The sequence below is a fragment of the Siminovitchia fortis genome, assembly GCF_007681465.1.
Lineage (GTDB): Bacteria > Bacillota > Bacilli > Bacillales > Bacillaceae_C > Siminovitchia > Siminovitchia fortis.
Genome location: NZ_VEKZ01000001.1, coordinates 92963 through 112288, shown reverse-complemented (window position 1 = coordinate 112288; position 19326 = coordinate 92963). Strand labels below are relative to the sequence as shown.

General features: G+C 44.8%; 21 protein-coding genes and 1 riboswitch. Of the genes, 18 read left to right on the top strand and 3 right to left on the bottom strand.

The window, feature by feature from the left end:
• Positions 1–120 precede the first annotated feature (120 nt).
• Positions 121–213: riboswitch (glycine riboswitch) on the top strand.
• Positions 214–386: 173 nt separating this feature from the next.
• The 3 genes from gcvT to gcvPB are packed head-to-tail and all read left to right on the top strand — an operon-like array spanning position 387 to position 4315.
• Positions 387–1493, top strand: coding sequence for a glycine cleavage system aminomethyltransferase GcvT (gene gcvT, locus FS666_RS00605; protein WP_120068440.1), 1107 nt, complete (start codon positions 387–389; stop codon positions 1491–1493).
• A gap of 21 nt (positions 1494–1514) precedes the next feature.
• Positions 1515–2858: an aminomethyl-transferring glycine dehydrogenase subunit GcvPA gene (gene gcvPA / locus FS666_RS00600; RefSeq protein ID WP_120068965.1), complete on the top strand. Its 1344-nt coding sequence runs from the start codon at positions 1515–1517 to the stop codon at positions 2856–2858.
• Positions 2855–4315: an aminomethyl-transferring glycine dehydrogenase subunit GcvPB gene (gene gcvPB / locus FS666_RS00595; RefSeq protein ID WP_144460220.1), complete on the top strand. Its 1461-nt coding sequence runs from the start codon at positions 2855–2857 to the stop codon at positions 4313–4315. The genes gcvPA and gcvPB overlap by 4 nt, the downstream gene beginning before the upstream one ends.
• A 47-nt stretch (positions 4316–4362) precedes the next feature.
• Here the strand turns inward: gcvPB and FS666_RS00590 are convergent, their stop codons facing one another.
• Positions 4363–4743: a rhodanese-like domain-containing protein gene (locus FS666_RS00590; protein WP_120068435.1), complete on the bottom strand. Its 381-nt coding sequence runs from the start codon at positions 4741–4743 to the stop codon at positions 4363–4365.
• Positions 4744–5164: 421 nt separating this feature from the next.
• On the opposite strand from FS666_RS00590, the gene FS666_RS00585 reads away from it, so the two are divergent.
• Together FS666_RS00585 and FS666_RS00580 are read left to right on the top strand one after the other, a co-directional pair.
• On the top strand, positions 5165–7720 hold the full coding sequence (locus tag FS666_RS00585) for a vitamin B12-dependent ribonucleotide reductase (protein ID WP_144460222.1): 2556 nt from the start codon (positions 5165–5167) through the stop codon (positions 7718–7720).
• Between the two features lie 118 nt (positions 7721–7838).
• On the top strand, positions 7839–8723 hold the full coding sequence (locus tag FS666_RS00580; RefSeq protein ID WP_144460224.1) for a patatin-like phospholipase family protein: 885 nt from the start codon (positions 7839–7841) through the stop codon (positions 8721–8723).
• A gap of 20 nt (positions 8724–8743) precedes the next feature.
• Here the strand turns inward: FS666_RS00580 and FS666_RS00575 are convergent, their stop codons facing one another.
• Positions 8744–9097, bottom strand: coding sequence for an SA1362 family protein (locus tag FS666_RS00575; protein WP_144460226.1), 354 nt, complete (start codon positions 9095–9097; stop codon positions 8744–8746).
• A 378-nt stretch (positions 9098–9475) separates the two neighbouring features.
• Here FS666_RS00575 and FS666_RS00570 point away from each other — a divergent pair, with 378 nt between their 5' ends.
• The 4 genes from FS666_RS00570 to aroD all read left to right on the top strand — a co-directional run bounded on the left by FS666_RS00570 (position 9476) and on the right by aroD (position 12544).
• Positions 9476–9958 (top strand): YqhR family membrane protein, encoded by a 483-nt coding sequence (locus FS666_RS00570; RefSeq protein ID WP_144460228.1) that lies wholly within the window; start codon positions 9476–9478, stop codon positions 9956–9958.
• A 127-nt stretch (positions 9959–10085) separates the two neighbouring features.
• Positions 10086–11147, top strand: a complete 1062-nt coding sequence (locus FS666_RS00565) for a M24 family metallopeptidase (protein ID WP_144460230.1) — start codon at positions 10086–10088, stop codon at positions 11145–11147.
• A 21-nt stretch (positions 11148–11168) separates the two neighbouring features.
• The gene (efp, locus tag FS666_RS00560; protein ID WP_120068417.1) at positions 11169–11726 is read left to right on the top strand and encodes an elongation factor P; all 558 of its coding nucleotides are present in this window, start codon (positions 11169–11171) and stop codon (positions 11724–11726) included.
• A 65-nt stretch (positions 11727–11791) separates the two neighbouring features.
• Positions 11792–12544 (top strand): type I 3-dehydroquinate dehydratase, encoded by a 753-nt coding sequence (gene aroD / locus FS666_RS00555; RefSeq protein ID WP_144460232.1) that lies wholly within the window; start codon positions 11792–11794, stop codon positions 12542–12544.
• A gap of 88 nt (positions 12545–12632) precedes the next feature.
• Here aroD and FS666_RS00550 read toward each other — a convergent pair whose 3' ends face one another.
• Positions 12633–13166, bottom strand: coding sequence for a shikimate kinase (locus tag FS666_RS00550; RefSeq protein WP_120068412.1), 534 nt, complete (start codon positions 13164–13166; stop codon positions 12633–12635).
• Positions 13167–13509: 343 nt separating this feature from the next.
• Here FS666_RS00550 and spoIIIAA point away from each other — a divergent pair, with 343 nt between their 5' ends.
• The 9 genes from spoIIIAA to accB all read left to right on the top strand — a co-directional run bounded on the left by spoIIIAA (position 13510) and on the right by accB (position 19318).
• Positions 13510–14424, top strand: a complete 915-nt coding sequence (gene spoIIIAA, locus FS666_RS00545; protein ID WP_144460234.1) for a stage III sporulation protein AA — start codon at positions 13510–13512, stop codon at positions 14422–14424.
• The gene (gene spoIIIAB / locus FS666_RS00540; protein WP_120068406.1) at positions 14417–14932 is read left to right on the top strand and encodes a stage III sporulation protein SpoIIIAB; all 516 of its coding nucleotides are present in this window, start codon (positions 14417–14419) and stop codon (positions 14930–14932) included. Before spoIIIAA ends, spoIIIAB begins: the two co-directional genes overlap by 8 nt.
• A gap of 18 nt (positions 14933–14950) precedes the next feature.
• Positions 14951–15154: a stage III sporulation protein AC gene (spoIIIAC, locus tag FS666_RS00535; protein ID WP_018705962.1), complete on the top strand. Its 204-nt coding sequence runs from the start codon at positions 14951–14953 to the stop codon at positions 15152–15154.
• Between the two features lie 24 nt (positions 15155–15178).
• Complete coding sequence (gene spoIIIAD / locus FS666_RS00530; RefSeq protein ID WP_120068402.1) at positions 15179–15562, top strand: stage III sporulation protein AD; 384 nt, start codon at positions 15179–15181, stop codon at positions 15560–15562.
• A 27-nt stretch (positions 15563–15589) separates the two neighbouring features.
• Complete coding sequence (gene spoIIIAE, locus FS666_RS00525; RefSeq protein ID WP_120068400.1) at positions 15590–16774, top strand: stage III sporulation protein AE; 1185 nt, start codon at positions 15590–15592, stop codon at positions 16772–16774.
• Positions 16775–16788: 14 nt separating this feature from the next.
• The gene (gene spoIIIAF, locus FS666_RS00520) at positions 16789–17415 is read left to right on the top strand and encodes a stage III sporulation protein AF (protein ID WP_164876244.1); all 627 of its coding nucleotides are present in this window, start codon (positions 16789–16791) and stop codon (positions 17413–17415) included.
• Positions 17412–18080: a stage III sporulation protein AG gene (gene spoIIIAG, locus FS666_RS00515; RefSeq protein ID WP_120068393.1), complete on the top strand. Its 669-nt coding sequence runs from the start codon at positions 17412–17414 to the stop codon at positions 18078–18080. Before spoIIIAF ends, spoIIIAG begins: the two co-directional genes overlap by 4 nt.
• Entirely contained in the window at positions 18080–18610 is a 531-nt protein-coding gene (locus FS666_RS00510; RefSeq protein ID WP_120068390.1) for a SpoIIIAH-like family protein, read from the top strand. Before spoIIIAG ends, FS666_RS00510 begins: the two co-directional genes overlap by 1 nt.
• A 207-nt stretch (positions 18611–18817) precedes the next feature.
• On the top strand, positions 18818–19318 hold the full coding sequence (gene accB / locus FS666_RS00505) for an acetyl-CoA carboxylase biotin carboxyl carrier protein (RefSeq protein ID WP_120068388.1): 501 nt from the start codon (positions 18818–18820) through the stop codon (positions 19316–19318).
• Positions 19319–19326: the final 8 nt, after the last annotated feature.

Genomic DNA, 19326 nt, shown 5'->3' with positions numbered 1-19326 from the left:
AGATTTATCAGAAAAAATTTGAAAAGTATGGCAAAGAATGATACGATACAAGTGACAGAAAGCCATGAAAGCCATATACATATTTTTTAGTATAACCATTCTTGAAAAGAATATAGGCGAATGAAGGCAAGAGGAGAGACTGTGACATAAAACAGCGCCGAAGGAGCAAGCAAATCCCGCGAATCTCTCAGGCAAAAAGACTCTTGTCCGACGCAGCTCTGGAGAGTGTTCCACGCAGTGGAGCCACCAAAGGGGAAAGCCGGAACGCACCCGGTCAAACTTTCAGGTGCCAAGACAGAGAAACCTTTTACGGGGCTTTTCTGTCTTTTTTTATGCCCTTATACTGCACAGCAGCAAACTAAAATCCAAGGAGGAATGTAAAAACAATGTCCGAATTAAAGAAGACCCCATTATATCCTTTGTATAAAGAATATGGGGCCAAGACAATCGATTTTGGCGGTTGGGACATGCCGGTCCAATTTTCCGGCATTAAAGAAGAGCATGAGGCAGTAAGAAAGAATGCCGGTATTTTCGATGTATCCCATATGGGTGAAATCATTGTCAAGGGGAAAAACAGTCTCGACTTTCTGCAAAAAATGATGACGAACGATTTTTCCAGGCTTAAAGACGGAGGCGCCCTCTATACGGCGATGTGTTATGAAAATGGCGGTGTGGTTGATGATCTGCTTGTATACAAGCTGAGTGAAGAAGAATATTTCCTCGTCGTCAACGCTGCAAATACCGAAAAAGACTATGAATGGTTAAAGCAACATGCACCTGAAGGCGTCAGCGTTGAAAATGTTTCGGACCAATATGCATTGATCGCCATCCAGGGTCCGAAAGCCCAGTCAATCCTGCAGAAGCTTTCGAAAAATACAAATTTGGATGACATCGGTTTTTTCAAATTCAGGCATGATGTGGAACTGGACGGTGCCCATGCATTGGTTTCCCGTACGGGATATACAGGCGAGGATGGATTCGAGATCTATTGCCAAGCGGATGATGCGGAGAAATTGTGGAGAACCCTTTTAGAAATAGGCAAGGATGAAGGGCTTGTACCGTGCGGTTTGGGAGCCAGGGATACACTGCGGTTTGAAGCGGCGCTTCCATTGTACGGACAGGAACTTTCACCTGAAATCACACCATTGGAAGCGGGAATTGGTTTTGCCGTCAAGTTGAATAAAGAGGCCGATTTTATCGGCAAAGAGGCTTTGAAAAGGCAAAAGGAACAAGGTGTGGAAAGAAGGATTGCAGGAGTTGAAATGATCGACCGGGGGATCCCGAGAAACGGCTACAGGGTTTTTTCGGGCGATAAGGAAATTGGCTATGTCACCTCCGGAACACAATCTCCCACATTGAAGAAAAATATCGGCCTTGTTTTAATCGGCGCTGACTATAATGAAGAGGGAAATGAAGTGGAAATAGAAGTTCGTAAAAAACGCCTGAAAGCAAAAATCATTCAGACACCGTTTTATAAGCGCCCAAAAAAGTAGGATGGAGGAGAATGGAACATGATCAAACATCGTTATCTGCCCATGACAGAGCAGGATAAAAAAGAGATGCTGGAGGCGATCGGAGCGGATTCAATTGATGAGCTGTTTTCCGATATTCCGGAAAAGGTCCGGTTCAAAGGCGAATACAATATAAAACAAGCAAAATCAGAAACGGCATTAATGAAAGAGCTTGCAGGACTTGCAGCCCAAAATGCCGATTTGATAAACAATACAAGCTTCCTTGGGGCAGGGGTATACGATCACTATATCCCGGTAATTGTAGACCATGTAATATCCCGGTCGGAATTTTATACAGCCTATACTCCGTACCAGCCGGAAATTTCTCAGGGTGAACTGCAGGCTATCTTTGAATTCCAGACAATGATTTGTGAACTTACCGGAATGGACGTGGCCAATTCGTCGATGTACGACGGCGGCACTGCTCTTGCCGAAGCGGCGATGCTGAGCGCCGGGCATACAAGACGCAAAAAAGTGCTTGTATCGCAAACCGTGCATCCCGAATCCCGGGAAGTATTGAAAACTTATGCTAAGGGTCAGCATATCGACGTGGTTGAAATCCCGTACAAGGATGGCTTGACAGACATGGAAGCCTTGAAGTCCGAACTCGACAAAGACGTTGCTGCTGTCGTTGTCCAATATCCGAATTTTTTTGGTCTCATTGAGCCATTGAAGGACATTGAACCGCTTGTACATGATGTAAAAGCGCAATTCGTCGTATCCAGCAATCCTCTGGCGCTCGGCATTCTTGCCTCTCCGGGAAGCCTTGGCGCAGATATTGTCATAGGTGATGCCCAGCCATTTGGGATACCGGCAGCATTTGGCGGACCGCATTGCGGATATTTTGCCGTATCGAAAAAATTGATGAGAAAAGTACCGGGAAGACTGGTGGGACAAACAGTGGACGAGGAAGGAAAAAGAGGTTTTGTTTTGACGCTGCAGGCACGGGAGCAGCACATCCGCAGAGACAAAGCCACTTCCAATATTTGCTCGAACCAGGCGCTGAATGCGTTGGCCGCATCTGTGGCGATGACCGCATTAGGAAAAAAAGGCGTCAAAGAGATGTCCGCCCAAAATATTCAGAAAACGCATTATGCGAAAGAAGCTTTCAGGAAAAAAGGATTTGATCTTCCTCTGGATGGGTACCACTTCAACGAATTCGTTGTGAAGCTTAACAAACCGGTCCATGAGGTGAATGAAAGTCTTCTTGAAAAAGGCATCATCGGCGGTTATGATCTTGGGCGCGATTATCCGGAGCTTGAAAACCATATGCTTATTGCAGTAACAGAGCTGCGGACAAAAGAAGAGATCGATCAATTTATTACAGAATTGGGGGATCATCAATGAGTGAAGTGGTTATGCCGTTAATATTTGAAAAATCCACACCCGGGCGTATAGGGTACAGTCTGCCCGGCCTCGACGTTCCTGAAGCCGATATTGAGCAATGCATCCCATCAGGATATTTGAGGGAAGAGGAGCCTGATTTGCCCGAGGTTTCCGAATTGGATATCATGAGGCATTATACCGAGCTGTCGACCCATAATCATGGAATTGACTCAGGATTTTATCCGCTCGGTTCATGTACGATGAAATACAATCCAAAGATCAATGAAGCTGTCGCCCGCTTTCCGGGCTTTGCCCACATACACCCACTTCAGCCTGAGTCATCTGTACAGGGTGCTTTGGAACTGATGTATGATTTGCAGGAACATTTGAAAGAAATTACAGGTATGGACGAAGTCACTCTGCAAACCGCTGCAGGAGCCCATGGTGAGTGGACCGGCCTCATGATGATCAGGGCTTTCCATGAAGCGAACGGTGATACGGACAGGACAAAGGTCATCGTACCGGATTCCGCCCACGGAACCAATCCGGCATCGGCCACTGTCGCAGGGCTTGAAACCATAACGGTCCGCTCCGGAGAAGACGGACTCGTCGACTTGGAGCATCTTAAGTCGCTTGTCGGGCCGGATACGGCTGCATTGATGCTGACGAATCCAAATACCCTCGGATTGTTTGAGGAACAAATTCTCGAAATGGCAGAAATCGTCCATGGAGCCGGGGGCAAGCTTTATTATGACGGTGCCAATCTGAATGCGGTCATGTCAAAAGCCCGTCCCGGCGACATGGGCTTTGATGTTGTCCATTTGAACCTTCATAAAACTTTCACCGGTCCGCATGGGGGCGGCGGGCCCGGATCAGGCCCGGTCGGCGTGAAAAAAGATTTGATTCCATTTCTTCCAAAGCCGGTCATCACGAAAAAAGATGATCAGTTTATCATCGACTATGACAGGCCGAACGCCATCGGAAGGGTAAAGCCGTATTACGGAAACTTTGGCATTAATGTGAGGGCTTATACCTACATTCGTTCAATGGGTCCCGACGGGCTTAAAGCCGTAACGGAATATGCCGTTTTGAATGCGAACTATATGATGAGAAAACTTGCTCCATATTACGATTTGCCGTATGACACGCACTGTAAGCATGAATTTGTGCTAAGCGGATCCCGCCAGAAAAAACTTGGGGTCAGAACATTGGACATCGCCAAGCGCCTGCTTGATTTCGGCTACCATCCGCCAACCATTTATTTCCCGCTCAATGTGGAAGAGTGCATGATGTTCGAGCCGACCGAGACGGAATCGAAAGAAACGCTTGACGGATTTATCGATGCGATGATCCAAATTGCCAAGGAAGCCGAAGAAAATCCTGGAATTGTCCAGGAAGCACCCCACAGTACAATCGTTAAAAGAATGGATGAAACACAGGCGGCCAGAAAGCCGGTTCTGCGTTATAGTAAAGAATAAAGAGAACAGCCTCTTCATGATCGAAGAGGCTGTTTCCAGTTTTCTTTTTATTTGCTCTTTATTTTTCCGGTCCATTGTTTAAATCCGCCCTGCAAATGATAGAGCTGGCGGTAACCTTTCCTGTACAGCTGCTGGGCAGCCCTGCCGCTTCGCAACCCGCTTTGGCAATATAAATAAACAGGTTTATCTTTCCTGATCTCTTTCATTCTCATTTTTAATTGAGACATGGGGATATTGCGCGCGCCAAGTATATGCCCTCCCTCATATTCTTTTTGCTCCCGGACATCAATCAACTGCGCTTTTCTATATCCGGCTCGGAAGTCATCTTGGTTCAGCGTCTTTAAAATTTTTTTCTGCTGAAAATAATTATACAAGGAAAATACAATAACAGCCCCCAAAATAATAAGCAGTGTATAAAGCAATGACAATGTAAAAGCCCCTTTCTAGTATATACCCTAATTCTATTATATTCGGCACAGTACAATGAATCAAAGGTTTTCTCCGTACTTTCCCCTTGGAAAAATGAAGGCCGGAAGCGTCCATACGGGATGTATAATCCGGTTAATCTGTCAATTAAAGAAAAAGTCTAAAATTGTTGAAAAAAATCGGTTTATGGAAGAATTTCCTGCAATCGCTTTGTTTTGCTTTCAAATCCTCGCATTTGGAGATTTGACAAATCGTTATCAATTATTTCTGAAAACACAACATATAGTATAGTTATTTTAAATAAAAATCAATATATTGTGTTTAAGGATTGATTTTCGGGATATAAATATGGTAACTTATCAATGACAGATACATACAAACAGTAAACATTCTTCAAATCGTTTTTATAAAGGAGTTGGCAAAATGTCTGTTGCATTTACGAAAAAACCGAGCTTAAACATAGAGAGGCTCAATGAGGACATCCAATTATTCAAACATGTACATCCGATTACACCCGACATGAAACTCACCCAAAAAGGCGTTTCACGGCTTGTCATGATTGACCGATATGCATATAAGGATACGGAAAAAATCACTCTGTCTGTCGGTGACTTCGTCGTTTTGACCATAAAAGAAGATCCCAAATTTCCGGCAAGAGGGCTCGGATTCATCAAATCAATCGACTGGGAAGAAAAAAATGCAGCTGTTATCGTCGAAGAAGAATTCCTTACTGCGCTGGAAGACGAGAAAGAGAGGGAAACAGGAGTCATTGTCCGCCCGCTCGACATCATTGAGAAGCCGCTAGAAGTCTTTTATGAGCAGATTGCCAAAAGAAATGCAACAGGCCTTGCTTCAGTTGAAAAAACGGAAGAGAAGAGACAGGAATGGTTTCAGAAGTTCTATGAAGAGCTTGTCAATTTGAATTTTGTTCCGGCCGGCAGGGTGCTCTATGGAGCCGGTGCAGGAACCGACGTCACTTATTTTAACTGCTATGTTATGCCTTTTGTGGCGGATTCACGCGAAGGCATCTCTGAGCACAGAAAACAAGTGATGGAAATTATGAGCCGCGGCGGAGGCGTCGGTACGAACGGTTCCACTTTACGGCCGCGCAATACACTTGCACGGGGCGTCAATGGTAAGTCATCAGGCTCCGTATCCTGGCTCGACGATATTGCAAAGCTTACGCATCTGGTCGAACAGGGCGGATCCCGCCGCGGAGCCCAAATGATCATGCTCGCGTCCTGGCATCCGGATATCGTGGAATTCATCATTTCCAAAATGCAGAATCCAAGAATTTTGCGCTTTTTAATCGAGAATACAAACGATCCAATCATCAAAAAGCATGCAAAGGATAAACTGAAATTTACTCCGTTGACGCAGGCGGAAGAAGCAATGTACCAGGGAGTGCTTAATTACCGGACAATGCCGGGATATGGCGGATTCAGCGAAGAAATATTCCGCAACGCAGAAGAGAAGCTGAAGGAAGGCGGCACATACTCCGTCCATAATCCTGAATTTTTAACTGGAGCCAATATTTCTGTCTGCATTACAAAGGAATTCATGGACGCTGTTGAAAATGACGGCGAGTACGAGCTTTGCTTCCCTGATGTTGAAAATTACAGCGAAGAAGAAATGAAGGCGTATAATGAGAAATGGCATGAAGTCGGCGATGTGCGCGAATGGAAAAAGCTTGGCTACAAAGTCAGGACTTATAGAAAGATCAAAGCGAAAGAGCTTTGGAATCTCATCAATATTTGCGCGACCTATTCTGCTGAGCCCGGAATATTCTTTATTGACAATGCCAATGAAATGACAAATGCGAGAAGCTACGGCCAAAAAGTTGTGGCAACTAACCCATGCGGCGAACAGCCGCTGGCCCCATATTCCGTATGTAATCTTGCAGCCGTCAACCTGGCCCGGATGGCCGACCGTGAAAATAAGACAGTCGACTTTGAACGATTAAAGCAAACGGTCAAGGTAGGCGTCCGGATGCAGGATAATGTCATAGATGCAACGCCGTATTTTCTCGAAGAAAATAAAAAGCAGGCACTTGGAGAGCGCCGTGTCGGCCTTGGTGTCATGGGATTGGCGGATCTGCTTATTTACTGCGAGAAAGAATACGGTTCGCAGGAAGGCAATGAGCTTGTTGACAAAGTGTTTGAAGTGATCGCTACAACTGCCTATCGCGAATCGGTGGAACTCGCAAAAGAAAAGGGAAGTTTCCCGTTTTTAAATGGGAAAAACGAGGATGAAACAGCGAAACTTCGTGAAGCATTCACCCAAACCGGCTACATGAAGGGCATGCCGGAAGATATCCATGAAGCAATCAAGAAACACGGAATCCGGAATTCACATCTGTTGACAGTGGCGCCAACGGGTTCCACAGGAACGATGATCGGGTGTTCAACAGGCCTTGAGCCATATTTCTCCTTCACTTATTACAGAAGCGGAAGGCTCGGAAAATTTATCGAAGTCAAGGCTGATATTGTACAGGATTACCTGAAGGAGCATCCAGAGGCGGAAGAGGACCGCCTGCCGCATTGGTTTGTAACAGCAATGGAACTGTCTCCTGAAGCCCACGCTGATGTACAGTGTGTCATCCAGAGATGGATTGACAGCTCCATCTCAAAAACGGTCAATGCGCCGAAAGGATACTCAGTGGAACAAGTGGAAGCAGTATACGAACGTTTGTACAAAGGCGGGGCAAAAGGCGGTACGGTCTATGTAGACGGCAGCCGGGATTCACAGGTCCTTACATTAAAAGCAGAAGAAAATACTTTAGAAGAAGAAAAAGACGAGAAACAGGCTGACCGTCCTGTCGTCCTGGTCGATACAATCCAGGACCTCAGGTCCACCAGCGTCACAATCGGTTCTGAGTTAGGAAATACATGCCCTGTCTGCCGAAAAGGACAAGTTAAAGAAATCGGCGGATGCAATACATGTGATAATTGCAATGCACAGTTGAAATGCGGGATTTAAATATAACATGGAAAAGCTGGCCGATAAACGGCCGGCTTTTTTCTGCTTTAAGCGTTCTTAATATATGCCCTTCCTTAATATCAATATAGAGACAACACGAGGAAGGGCGGCACAAAAAATGGAAATTGACGGCGTATTCTCCGGCGGGGGAATCAAAGGGGTCGCTTTGATCGGGGCATATGAAGTGTTGGAGGAGAGGGGCTTTACCTTTAAAAGGTTGGCCGGAACGAGTGCAGGGGCCATCATCGCATCTTTGATTGCTGCCGGGTATACCAGCAAAGAGATGGCGGACATGATGAAGGAAATGGAGATGGATGATTTCCTGGACCAGAGGAAAACGTTTTTGCCATTTCATCTGGCGAGATGGCTGTTGCTCTATTTCAGAATGGGTTTGTATCGTGGAGATCTGCTGGAGGAATGGCTCGGCAAGATGTTGGCAAAGAAAGGGATTTATACGTTTAAAGACTTGCCGCCTGAAACACTGAAAGTCATTGCCAGCGATTTGTCAACAGGGAGGATGCTTGTTCTGCCGGATGACCTGGAGCAGTACGGCATACCGAAGGAAAATTATCCGGTCGCGCGTGCCATCCGGATGAGCTGCAGCATCCCGTATTTTTTTGAACCGGTCAAACTGCGCTCGCTCAGCGGTACCAATATCATCGTGGATGGGGGGATATTGAGCAATTTTCCAATCTGGCTTTTTCAAAAGGAAAATCAGAAGCAATTGAGGCCTGTTATTGGCATTAAATTGAGCCACCGTATGGAACAGCAGCCAAAACGAACGATTAATAATGGCCTGCAGCTATTTGAAGCATTGTTTCATACGATGAAAGATGCTCATGACGCAAAATATATTTCGAGAAAACATGAACAAAATATTATTTTTATTCCAACAGAAGAAACATTTGCTGCGGAATTTACTATAAACGAGGAAAAAAAAGAAGCCCTTTTGAGAAAAGGGCGGGCAAGGGCTGAGCAGTTCTTAAAATCATGGACATATTAGTATCCCACTTGGCAGACAGATTAAAATATGGCTCTGTCTTTTTTCTTGCTTTTCTTTCCCTCTATTACAGTCAAGTGGGCAGTCGACCGTCTGCGAAGCGGTCGATTTCGAAAATGGTTGCTTGTTTGCGATGCGGACTTTCGTTTTTTCGCCCGCATTTTGGATTGTTTCGCTGCTCTCGCAAACGCATTTTTCTCTCTGCCGCTTTGGGATCTATTTGTCCAAATCCGGTAGATGATAAATACGAAAGCAACAGCCGCTCCCATAAATAAGATCTGTTTAAATAAACCAACAGGGTTATTTATTAAGTAGGAGCCAAGTCCAATTGCAGCAAAAATGAAAATTCCGCTTATGATCCAATTCCGTGCTTTCAAGAGCGCCACCTCCTCGGGAATAGTGGATATCTTTCCCAAAAAGAACATCCTTTATACATAATCAGTTTTGAGATTTAAATGAAATGATCCTCACTTTCCTTTTCCACCAGAAACTATGTTTTAAACGGGGGAAGAGCGTCTTCATTCGCCTGAGCGGCTGTTTGCCGCTTTTGTTTGATAATTGTACCCTGGACGTCAATCACCCAGGGTTAAATGAACGTATTTATAGTATGTCTTTCATTGAAAATTCGAATCTCCGTAAAGCCTCTGAGTAAGTATCTAACTATATTTTACTAAATAAATGTAAATATAACCAGACAAAAAAGCTTTATGAAACAAATTAGACATAAAGGACATGCTATGGATGAGGTGGTTATCATGGAAGAAAAAAATTATTATGCGGTTCCGCTTATTACGATGGCAGTGGTCACAGGGTTTATTGCAGGGGTCTTTGGAAGTCTGTTAGGATACACAGTATATTACTTGAATTTTACTGAGATTACTCCTGGAGTCATTCTTGCTCCCTGGAACGGCGGTTGGAAGGACGGCTGGGCAGGAATACTGCTGGCCGCTTTATTATATGGACTTGTTTCCATCTTGGCAGCGCTTCTTTATTATGGGACGTTAAGAAAAAGAAAATCATTTTGGTGGGGTGCTGCTTACGGGGTTATATTGTTCCTGTTTGTTTTTCTTGTCCTGTATCCGTTGTTTCCCGGAACGAAGTCATTATTAAAATATGATATCAATTCAATATTGACCGGACTATGCGCTTATGTTTTATATGGGGTTTTTATCGGGTATTCAATATCCTACGAATACGAGGAATTTATTTATTTAAAGCAGCTGAAGCTGAAACAATGACGAGGTTTATTCATGTTTTTTCCATTCTTTTATGTTAAACTGTTTATGCCAGAATAATCCTATTTTTTCTAGCCTTCAGAAGCCCTGTTTCAAAGGGAAAGAGCTTATATTCAGGGAGAGAATAATAATGAATAAAATTGAAAAAATACGTCGGTATTTCGCTGAACTCGACATTGACGGACTTTTAATCTCAAGCCCGTATAATCGCAGGTACGCAACAAATTTTACGGGCACGGCGGGAGCTGCCCTGATTACAAGTGATGCCGCGTATTTCATTACCGATTTCAGGTATACCAGACAGGCGGAAACCCAGGCCAAAGGATATGAGGTGATCCGGCACAGCGGGTCAATCATTGAGGAAATAGCTGAAAAAGCGGAAAAGCACGGAATTGAAAAGCTTGGTTTTGAACAGGATTATGTGACTTATTCTGAATGGATGAAGTTTGAGGAAGGTCTGCAGGCTGAATTGGTGCCGGTGTCTGACCTGATCGAAGAACTGCGCATGGTAAAGACGGAAAGCGAAATTGCTGTTATCAAAGAAGCGGCGGATATTGCGGATGCGGCTTTTAAGCATATTCTTGACTATATCAAGCCGGGAACCCGTGAAATTGAAATCGCCAACGAACTTGAATTTTTCATGAGGAAATGCGGGGCAACCTCTTCGTCTTTTGATATCATTGTTGCTTCCGGTTCAAGATCCGCGCTGCCCCATGGAGTGGCAAGTGAAAAGGTGATCGAATCGGGTGATTTTGTCACTTTGGATTACGGCGCGCTGCATAAAGGGTATGTATCAGATATTACCCGGACAGTGGCTGTCGGAGAGCCTTCCGAACGGCTCAAAGAGATTTATCAAATCGTTCTTGAGGCACAAATGGAAGCGGTGGAGAAAATAAAACCGGACATGACGGGCGTTGAAGCGGATGCGATTGCAAGGGACTTGATTTCCGAACATGGCTATGGAGAGTACTTTGGCCACTCTTTGGGCCATGGAATCGGCCTTGAGGTTCATGAAGGGCCGGGACTGTCCCCCCGGTCGGAGACGAAGCTGGTACCGGGCATGACGGTAACTGTCGAGCCGGGTATCTATCTGCCCGATTTGGGCGGGGTCCGGATTGAGGATGACATTTTGATCACCGATTCCGGCAGCGAGAGGCTGACACACTCAACAAAAGAATTGCTTATTTTATAATTTGCATTGGGAGGCAGTAAGATGATTTCGGTAAATGATTTTAAAACAGGATTGACAATTGAGGTTGACGGCGGGATATGGAGGGTCCTTGAGTTCCAGCATGTCAAGCCGGGAAAAGGAGCTGCATTTGTCCGCTCCAAGCTGCGGAATCTCCGTACAGGGGCCATCGCTGAAAAGACATTCCGTGCGGGAGAGAAAGTGAATAAAGCGCAAATTGACAATAAAAAGATGCAATATTTATATTCAAGCGGAGACCAGTATGTCTTTATGGATCAGCAGACATATGAACAAATCGAGCTTCCCGCCTCGCAGATTGAACATGAATTGAACTTTTTGCTGGAAAACATGGAAGTCCATATCATCATGTTCAACGGTGAAACACTTGGGATCGAATTGCCAAATACGGTAAACCTTAAGGTAACCGCAACGGAACCGGGAATCAAAGGGGATACCGCTTCTGGAGGCTCCAAGCCGGCTACGATGGAAACCGGGCTTGTTGTCCAGGTGCCTTTCTTTGTAAACGAAGGGGACACATTGGTCATCAATACTTCCGATGGTTCCTATGTTTCAAGGGCATAATCGCATTAGCTCCAGCCGCGGGTCATCCCGCGGTTTTTGATGGTTTTAAAGAGGTGGGAATAAGCTTGGACGGAATTTTAAAAAAACAGAAGATCCCTTATATCTGTACGCCCTTAACCGGGAAGAACAAAGAGGAAATCATGGATGAGATTGATCTGGTTTTGCCTGAAAAACCGGATATGCTCGAATGGAGAGCGGATTTTTTACATAAATTGGATGACCTTCCGTACGTCTTCTCCGTTCTCGAAGGAATCGCCGAAAAAAGCGATTTGCCGCTTCTTTTTACCATCCGTTCGATTCATGAGGGCGGCCAGCAGATTTCTTTGTCGGAAGAGCAGAAAATGAAGCTGATCAGTGAAGTTTGCAAAAATGATGCCATCAGCTTGGTTGATTATGAGGTTTCCAGTGATTCTGCCAATATAAAGGAATTGAGACGGGTTTCACAAAAACATGGTAAACAACTGATTCTGTCTTATCATAATTTTAATTGTACTCCTTCTGAAGAAGAAATAATGAAGAAGCTGTTCCTTGCCGAATTTTATGGTGCGGATATTGCCAAGGCCGCCGTCATGCCCAAAACGGAAGGTGATGTTTTGAGGCTGCTTCAGCTTACGAACAATGCCGGCAAGGCATTGGATATACCCCTGATTACGATGTCTATGGGGAGCCTTGGCGCTATCAGCAGGATCATTGGCTGGTCGTACGGTTCCATTCTTACATTCGGCTCGGGAGTGAAGGAATCGGCTCCCGGCCAAATTCCGGTCAGGAGGCTTAGGCAATTGATTGCCATGTTGAAGGAAGATATGGCTGCAGAATAGGGCGTGTCTAAAACATCAGGCGAAAGAAAGTGCTTTTGTTTTCTTTCGCCTGATGTTGTTTTTTAATCTTGTAAAATTAGGGCTCGTTTTAGTCGGAGGTTGAATTTGAATATATGTCAACTATTTTCTCCGCAACTTCTTCCGGTGATAGATTGTCTGTCAATATGTGGAAATGATGATTATTGTACAAAAGCTTTCGCTCCGAATATAATTCCTTTATCTCGTTTAAATCGCGCCCCTGCAAAACCGGACGGGTTTCAACAAGCTGTTCAAAGCGGTTTTTCCAGGCTTCCCAGGATATATCCAAAAAGATGACAACAGTATTTGCCAGGCATGTTTTCCTTGTCTCTTCGTTTATAAATGCCCCCCCTCCGAGAGAGATCACTTGCCCCTTCCCGCTTGTTTTTAATTCAATGATATTTTTTTCATATGTACGAAAGGCTTTTTCACCATGCTTCTTAAAAATCTCTGTCGCTGTCATTCCAAATTTTTTTTCGATCTCCTGGTCGATATCTATAAAACTCCGGTTCAATTTTTTTGCGGCAAGTTCACCCGCCGTCGTTTTTCCTGCCCCCATAAATCCGATCAGAACAACACTTTTTTTATCAGAATCTTTTCCCATGAAAATGTGCACCTGCTTTTCATTAAACTTAATACTACTATATCACGTTAAGTGAGAGATACGCTTGATCAATTTTTATAAGAGGATGTTCAAAAGTCACCAAATGATAAGCTGCGAATCTCTTCGTTGGCTTGTTTCTCCGCTACTCATGTATTTAAAAGCATACATTCCGCTGCTCGAAACTGCGCCGCCTCGACCTTCTTGCTTCTAATTTGGCAACTTTTGAACACGCACTATAAAGGGTTCCCCCGGCGTTTCTTTGCCATCCGTAAAAGCGGCTGGTCATAATTGAAGCCTGGCCGAATACATATTAGGTAGAAAAGAAGTGTGGGAGAGGGTCGCATTGGAAAATATCATTCGCATCCTGCCAACTGAGATCTCCAAACTAATCAATGTCCTGCCCGATGAAACGAAAGATGGGATAGAAGAGATCCGTCTCCGGGTCAACCGGCAGGTGGAAGTGACTGCAAGGGAAGTGACAAGCTGCCTGCCTTATCTGTTTACACAAAGCGATGCGGAGCAGCTGATCAGCAATTTGGCCGGCCACTCTTTTTATACGTTGGATGAAGAATTGAGAAGAGGCTATATCACGATTGAAGGCGGACACCGGATCGGGCTTGCCGGAAAAGCCATATTGGAAGAAGGCAGGGTAAAGGCCCTGAGGCATTTGGCTTCTTTTAATATAAGGGTCGCCAGGGAAAAAATCGGGGCGGCTGAGCGTTTCATCCCTTTTATATATAACGAGGGATGGAAGCATACAATGATCATCGGACCTCCCCAGACAGGGAAAACAACATTGCTGCGGGACCTTGCGAGAATCGTATCCACCGGCTGCCCAAAAAACCGGATTCCTGCCATGAAAGCGGGAATTGTCGATGAAAGGTCCGAAATAGCCGGTTGTATGCACGGAATACCTCAATTGCAGTTTGGAACACGGGTTGATGTGCTTGATGCTTGTCCGAAAGCAGAAGGGATGATGATGATGATCAGGGCGCTGAGCCCCGACGTACTTATTGTGGACGAGATTGGCCGCAGGGAAGATAAGGAAGCCATCATGGAAGCAGTCAATGCCGGTATTACCTTAATGATGACAACCCATGGAAATGGCTTGGAAGAAATAATAAAACGGCCATTGCTAAGGGAAATCATTGAGCAGCAGGTCTTTCAGCGCTTTATTGAATTATCGCGGAATGATGGCCCTGGCACCGTCGTTTCCATTAAGGACCAAAACGGACAAGTTGTGAGCGCCCATGTTTAAACTGATCGGAGCCCTGCTCATCATCGGAACGACAACATGGGCCGGATTTGAAGCCTCGAGCCATTTGACCCGCAGGCCGAAACAGCTGCGCATCATTAAAGACTCCTTGCGGGCATTGGATGCAGAAATCATGTACAGCCATACGCCCCTTGGGGAAGCTGCAAAAAAAATATCTTTGCAGATGCCTGAACCGGCTGCACGCTTATATGAAATTTTTTCCGAAAAGCTTTCCAAAACGGATGCAGTAGTCAAGTCTGCATGGAAGGAAAGTCTCGATGAGATATGGCATGACACGGACATGAAAGCTGGAGAATATGAAATCCTGATGCAGTTTGGGGAAAGTCTTGGACGGCATGACCGGTACACCCAGCAAAAACAAATATTGCTTGCTGTCACCCATCTTGACAGGGAAGAGTCTGAAGCAAGGGAGAAGCAGAAGAAATACGAAAAAATCATGAAAAGCCTGGGCGTTTTATCCGGACTGTTGTTTATTATCCTGCTTTTTTAAAGGATGGGAGGTTAGATGATGGGCATTGATGTGGACGTGATTTTCAAAATAGCGGGAGTCGGCATCGTTGTTGCTTTTCTGCATACAATTCTTGACCAGGTCGGGAAAAAGGAATATGCCCAATGGGTCACTTTGTTCGGGTTTATCTATATTTTGTTCATGGTCGTCACAATTGTCGATGGCCTTTTTCAAAAAATAAGATCGGTCTTCTTATTTCAATGACGGGAGGGAGCGGCCATTGCCATACTGCAAATAGCGGGCATCGCCCTCATCGCCACTTTCTTGGCCCTTATCATCAAAGAGCAGAAGCCGACATTCGCTTTTTTGCTGATCCTGTTCACGGGATGCGCCATTTTTTTATTTCTTGTCGACCAGATACATGGAATCATTTCGACCATTGAAATTTTGGCTGCAAATGCAGGCATCAATACGATGTATGTAAAAACAATACTAAAAATAATCGGGATTGCCTATATTGCTGAATTCGCTTCACATATAAGCAAAGATGCCGGAATGGGAGCCATGGCGGCAAAAGTTGAATTGGCAGGGAAAATACTCATCCTGGCTTTGGCTGTCCCCATTTTGACTGTTCTGATTGACACCATCATCAACATGATGCCGGTCAGGTAACAGCGTGATATGCGAAAGGGGAAGAGTATGCGGAAAACAATCCAGCTGTTCTTATTCTGCTTCGTCATTTTCACAGGCGTCTCCGCCCAGGCAGAACAGGAGGAAAAATCATCAAATGATATCATCACAGAAATGGTGGATGAACAGATCGAAACGCTGGGAATTGAGGAACTAAGCGGATTTTGGGAAGGCATCATGGATGAATATGGGGGATATTTGCCTGAAAGCCAGAGGGGGACGCTTCTTGAATTTTTAAAGGGAGAGAAGTCCTTTTCCATAAAGGAGTGGTTTCGGGGCATCGCGGCATTTGCTTTTCAGGAGCTGACAATGAATGGAAAGCTTCTCGGAACACTATTGCTTTTGACAACCTTCAGTGCATTTTTGCAATCGCTGCACACTGCATTTGAGAAAGGTTCCGTATCCAAAGTTGCCTATGCGGTTGTATTTATGGTCCTTATTATCATTGCCCTCAACAGTTTCCGGGTCACGGCAGACTATGCGGTGGCGGCAATTGAATCGATGTCACAGTTCATTTATGCTCTGATTCCGCTCATTCTCGCATTGATCTCCTCCTCGGGCGGCGTTACTTCTGCTGCATTTTTTCACCCTGTGTTGATCTTTTTGATCCAGACGAGCGGTCTCCTCATACAAACCGTTGTATTGCCTCTTTTGTTTATGGCTTTGCTTTTGGGGATTGTCAGCGCGTTAAATGAAAATTATAAGGTGACGAAGCTGTCCAACTTGTTAAAAAAAGCGGGCATAGGCATTCTTGGCGCATTCATGGCCGTGCTTCTGGGCGTTATTTCCATTCAGGGGACGGCAACGGCAGTTACAGACGGTGTCGCGATCAGAACTGCAAAATATGTTACCGGCAATTTTGTGCCGGTCGTGGGAAGAATGTTTACGGATGCAGCAGATACTGTATTGACTGCTTCCGTACTGATAAAAAATACAGTCGGTTTGGCCGGGGTCGCCATCATCCTGATGATTGCCGCTTTTCCTTCGGTGAAAATACTGATCATTGTTTTTGTCTATAAGCTTGCAGGTGCATTGCTTCAGCCTGTCGGCGACGGTCCCATTATTAATTGTCTTGATGCGATCAGCAAATGCATGATGTATGTTTTTGCGTCATTGGCAATTGTTTCTTTTATGTTTTTCCTGTGCATAACCATTGTCATTACATCAGGGAACGTTACTATGATGATTCGCTGATAGGGGGGAGCTTCGTGCAGATAATTTCGGAATGGGTAATCAATATCGTCATTTTTATTTTGCTGGCAATGATTGTGGACATGCTCCTTCCGGATTCGGCGATGAAAAAATATGTGAAGCTGGTTGTGGGGCTGCTGTTGATCTCCATTGTCGTAACACCCATATTTAAATTTCTGTCCAATGATTTTGATAAGGCCCTGGATTCATTTTTAAACAGTCAGAGTAATCCGGGCATTGCTTTGGAAAAAACAGCTGAGGAAAAAAAAAGAGAAATAGAAACATCACAGCATGCATATATATTAGAGCAAATGGCTGTCCAACTTAAAGAGAAAGCTGAAAAGGAGATGATTGAAAGTCATGGCATGACCATAACCGATATCGATATATCAAGTACTTCTTCTCCCGCGCAGGATCCGGAAAGCGTTTTAGAGTCTATTAAAAAAATAACGGTCCATATCGAGCCTATGTCGAAAAAAGAGTTGGTGGCCGAGGTGGAGCAAGTTTCAATCCAGATTAAGGACCCGCCGGGTAATGATAAAGCCGGCCGGGATGAAAAGATCAGGTCCACGCTCGCGAGCGAATGGGACGTGCCAGAATCGAAAATAGAATTGGTGGCGAAGGGAGGAACCGGTGATCCATGAGTAAAAATAACGGTCCTCTTGATTGGTTGAAAAGTTTATGGACAGAAGGCACTAAGGGAGATCCTTCACAAAAGAAAAACAATAAATTGTTTTACGTTCTCATTCTTGTGCTTGTGGGTGCGGCTTTAATGATCATCTCCGATTTATGGAAAACGGGGGAAGAAAAAGACTCAATAGCAGCGATGAAAGAACTGGAAGCCGGTGCTGATGATGAAGAAGCTTTTGGGAGAAAAAAGGATTCCGAAAACGGCATGAAAGAATTGGAAAATCAATATGAAAATCAATTGAAAGAAGCTCTTGAGCAAATAGTGGGCGTACATGATGTGACCGTTATTGTAAATGTGGAGGCTACCGAAAAAACAGTCTTGGAAAAAAACCTGACATTAAAAAATCAAACAACAGTGGAAGAAGACAAAGAGGGCGGAACTAGAAAAATAGAAGATCAATCAACTGAGGAGCAGCTTGTTCTGATCAAGGAAGGGGACAAAGAGGTTCCGTTTGTTCTCGAAACGAGAAAGCCGGAAGTTAAAGGTGTCCTTGTGGTAGCCGGCGGAGCCGAAAATATTCAGGTAAAAAAATGGATTGTAGAGGCGGTAACAAGAGGTCTTGAGGTTCCAAGTCATAAAGTGGCTGTCATGCCGAAAAAGTCAAAGGGGGATTCATAATGCTTTTGAAAAAACAGACAGTTTGGCTCCTGACCATGCTGAGCCTTGTCGTGGTACTGTCCGTATATTATGTCACATCCGATCCGGCCAAGAATGACTTGGCAACTGGTGGAAAAGAACAGGCTGCGGATGATATGGCAGCCAGTGATAAAGACATGAAGGTGATCACTGAGGCATCGGGAGACGAGGCCTTTGAGGCTGTCCGGCTGGAAGTCCAGGATAAACGAAGCAAGGAAATAGCAGATTTAACGGCTCAAGTAGCTTCTCCCGATTTGACTGCCGAGGAGAAAAATGAACTATATACAAAAATGCAGGATCTGCAAGCAATGGAAACAAAGGAGAAGACTTTAGAAAGCCTCATCAAGTCTCTTGGATACGATGATGCATTGGTCCGGACGGAAAATGATGAAATGCTCATTACGGTTAAAGCCAAAGAGCATTCCCGGGCAGATGCAGCCCGTATCCTTCAGGTGGTCAGGGAGGAAGTCGGTACACATACAGTTGCCACAGTCGAGTTTCAAACGAAATAGGAAATTGGCGGAGGGGAGGATTCCTGTCCGTCTTTCTTTTTGGCCTTGCCGTCTTGCTGAGCTTGTCGCCCCTAATCGGCCGCCCTTCGCTTTTTCTATTGATTTTTACTATTTATTTCTGTATATTAACCCTGTCGTCGTTGAATTTATATATCTTGTTATATTATGATATTAAGAGCTACTCATAATTTTTAAGGGGTGTCGTGTATGCTGAAGATTCAGGAAATCCGCGAAATTATAAAACTTATTGATCAATCAGACATTGAGGAGTTTGTCTATAAACATGATGGCTCAAAAATCGAATTGAAAAAAAGAGTAAACAGACCTGTTGAGGAGACGGTTCGCTATGTGACAGAGCAGGTTCAGGCACCGCAGCCTGTAATCCGCCAGGAAGCCGCACCTGAAGTGCCTGCGGTGGAAGCACCGGCAGCCGAAGCGACACCGGCACAGGAAGCTGAAAAAAGCAACTTACATAAAATCGTTTCACCGATGGTGGGAACTTTTTATCAGGCTCCCTCTCCCGACAGCGATCCATATGTGAAAGTTGGTTCAGAAGTCACTTCGGATTCCATCGTTTGCATTGTTGAAGCGATGAAGCTGTTCAATGAGATTGAAGCGGAAGTTGAAGGGAAAATAGCGGAAATACTTGTGAAGGATGGAGAGCTTGTAGAATATGGCCAGCCGCTATTTTTAGTTGAGCCCAAGTAAGGAGCGAA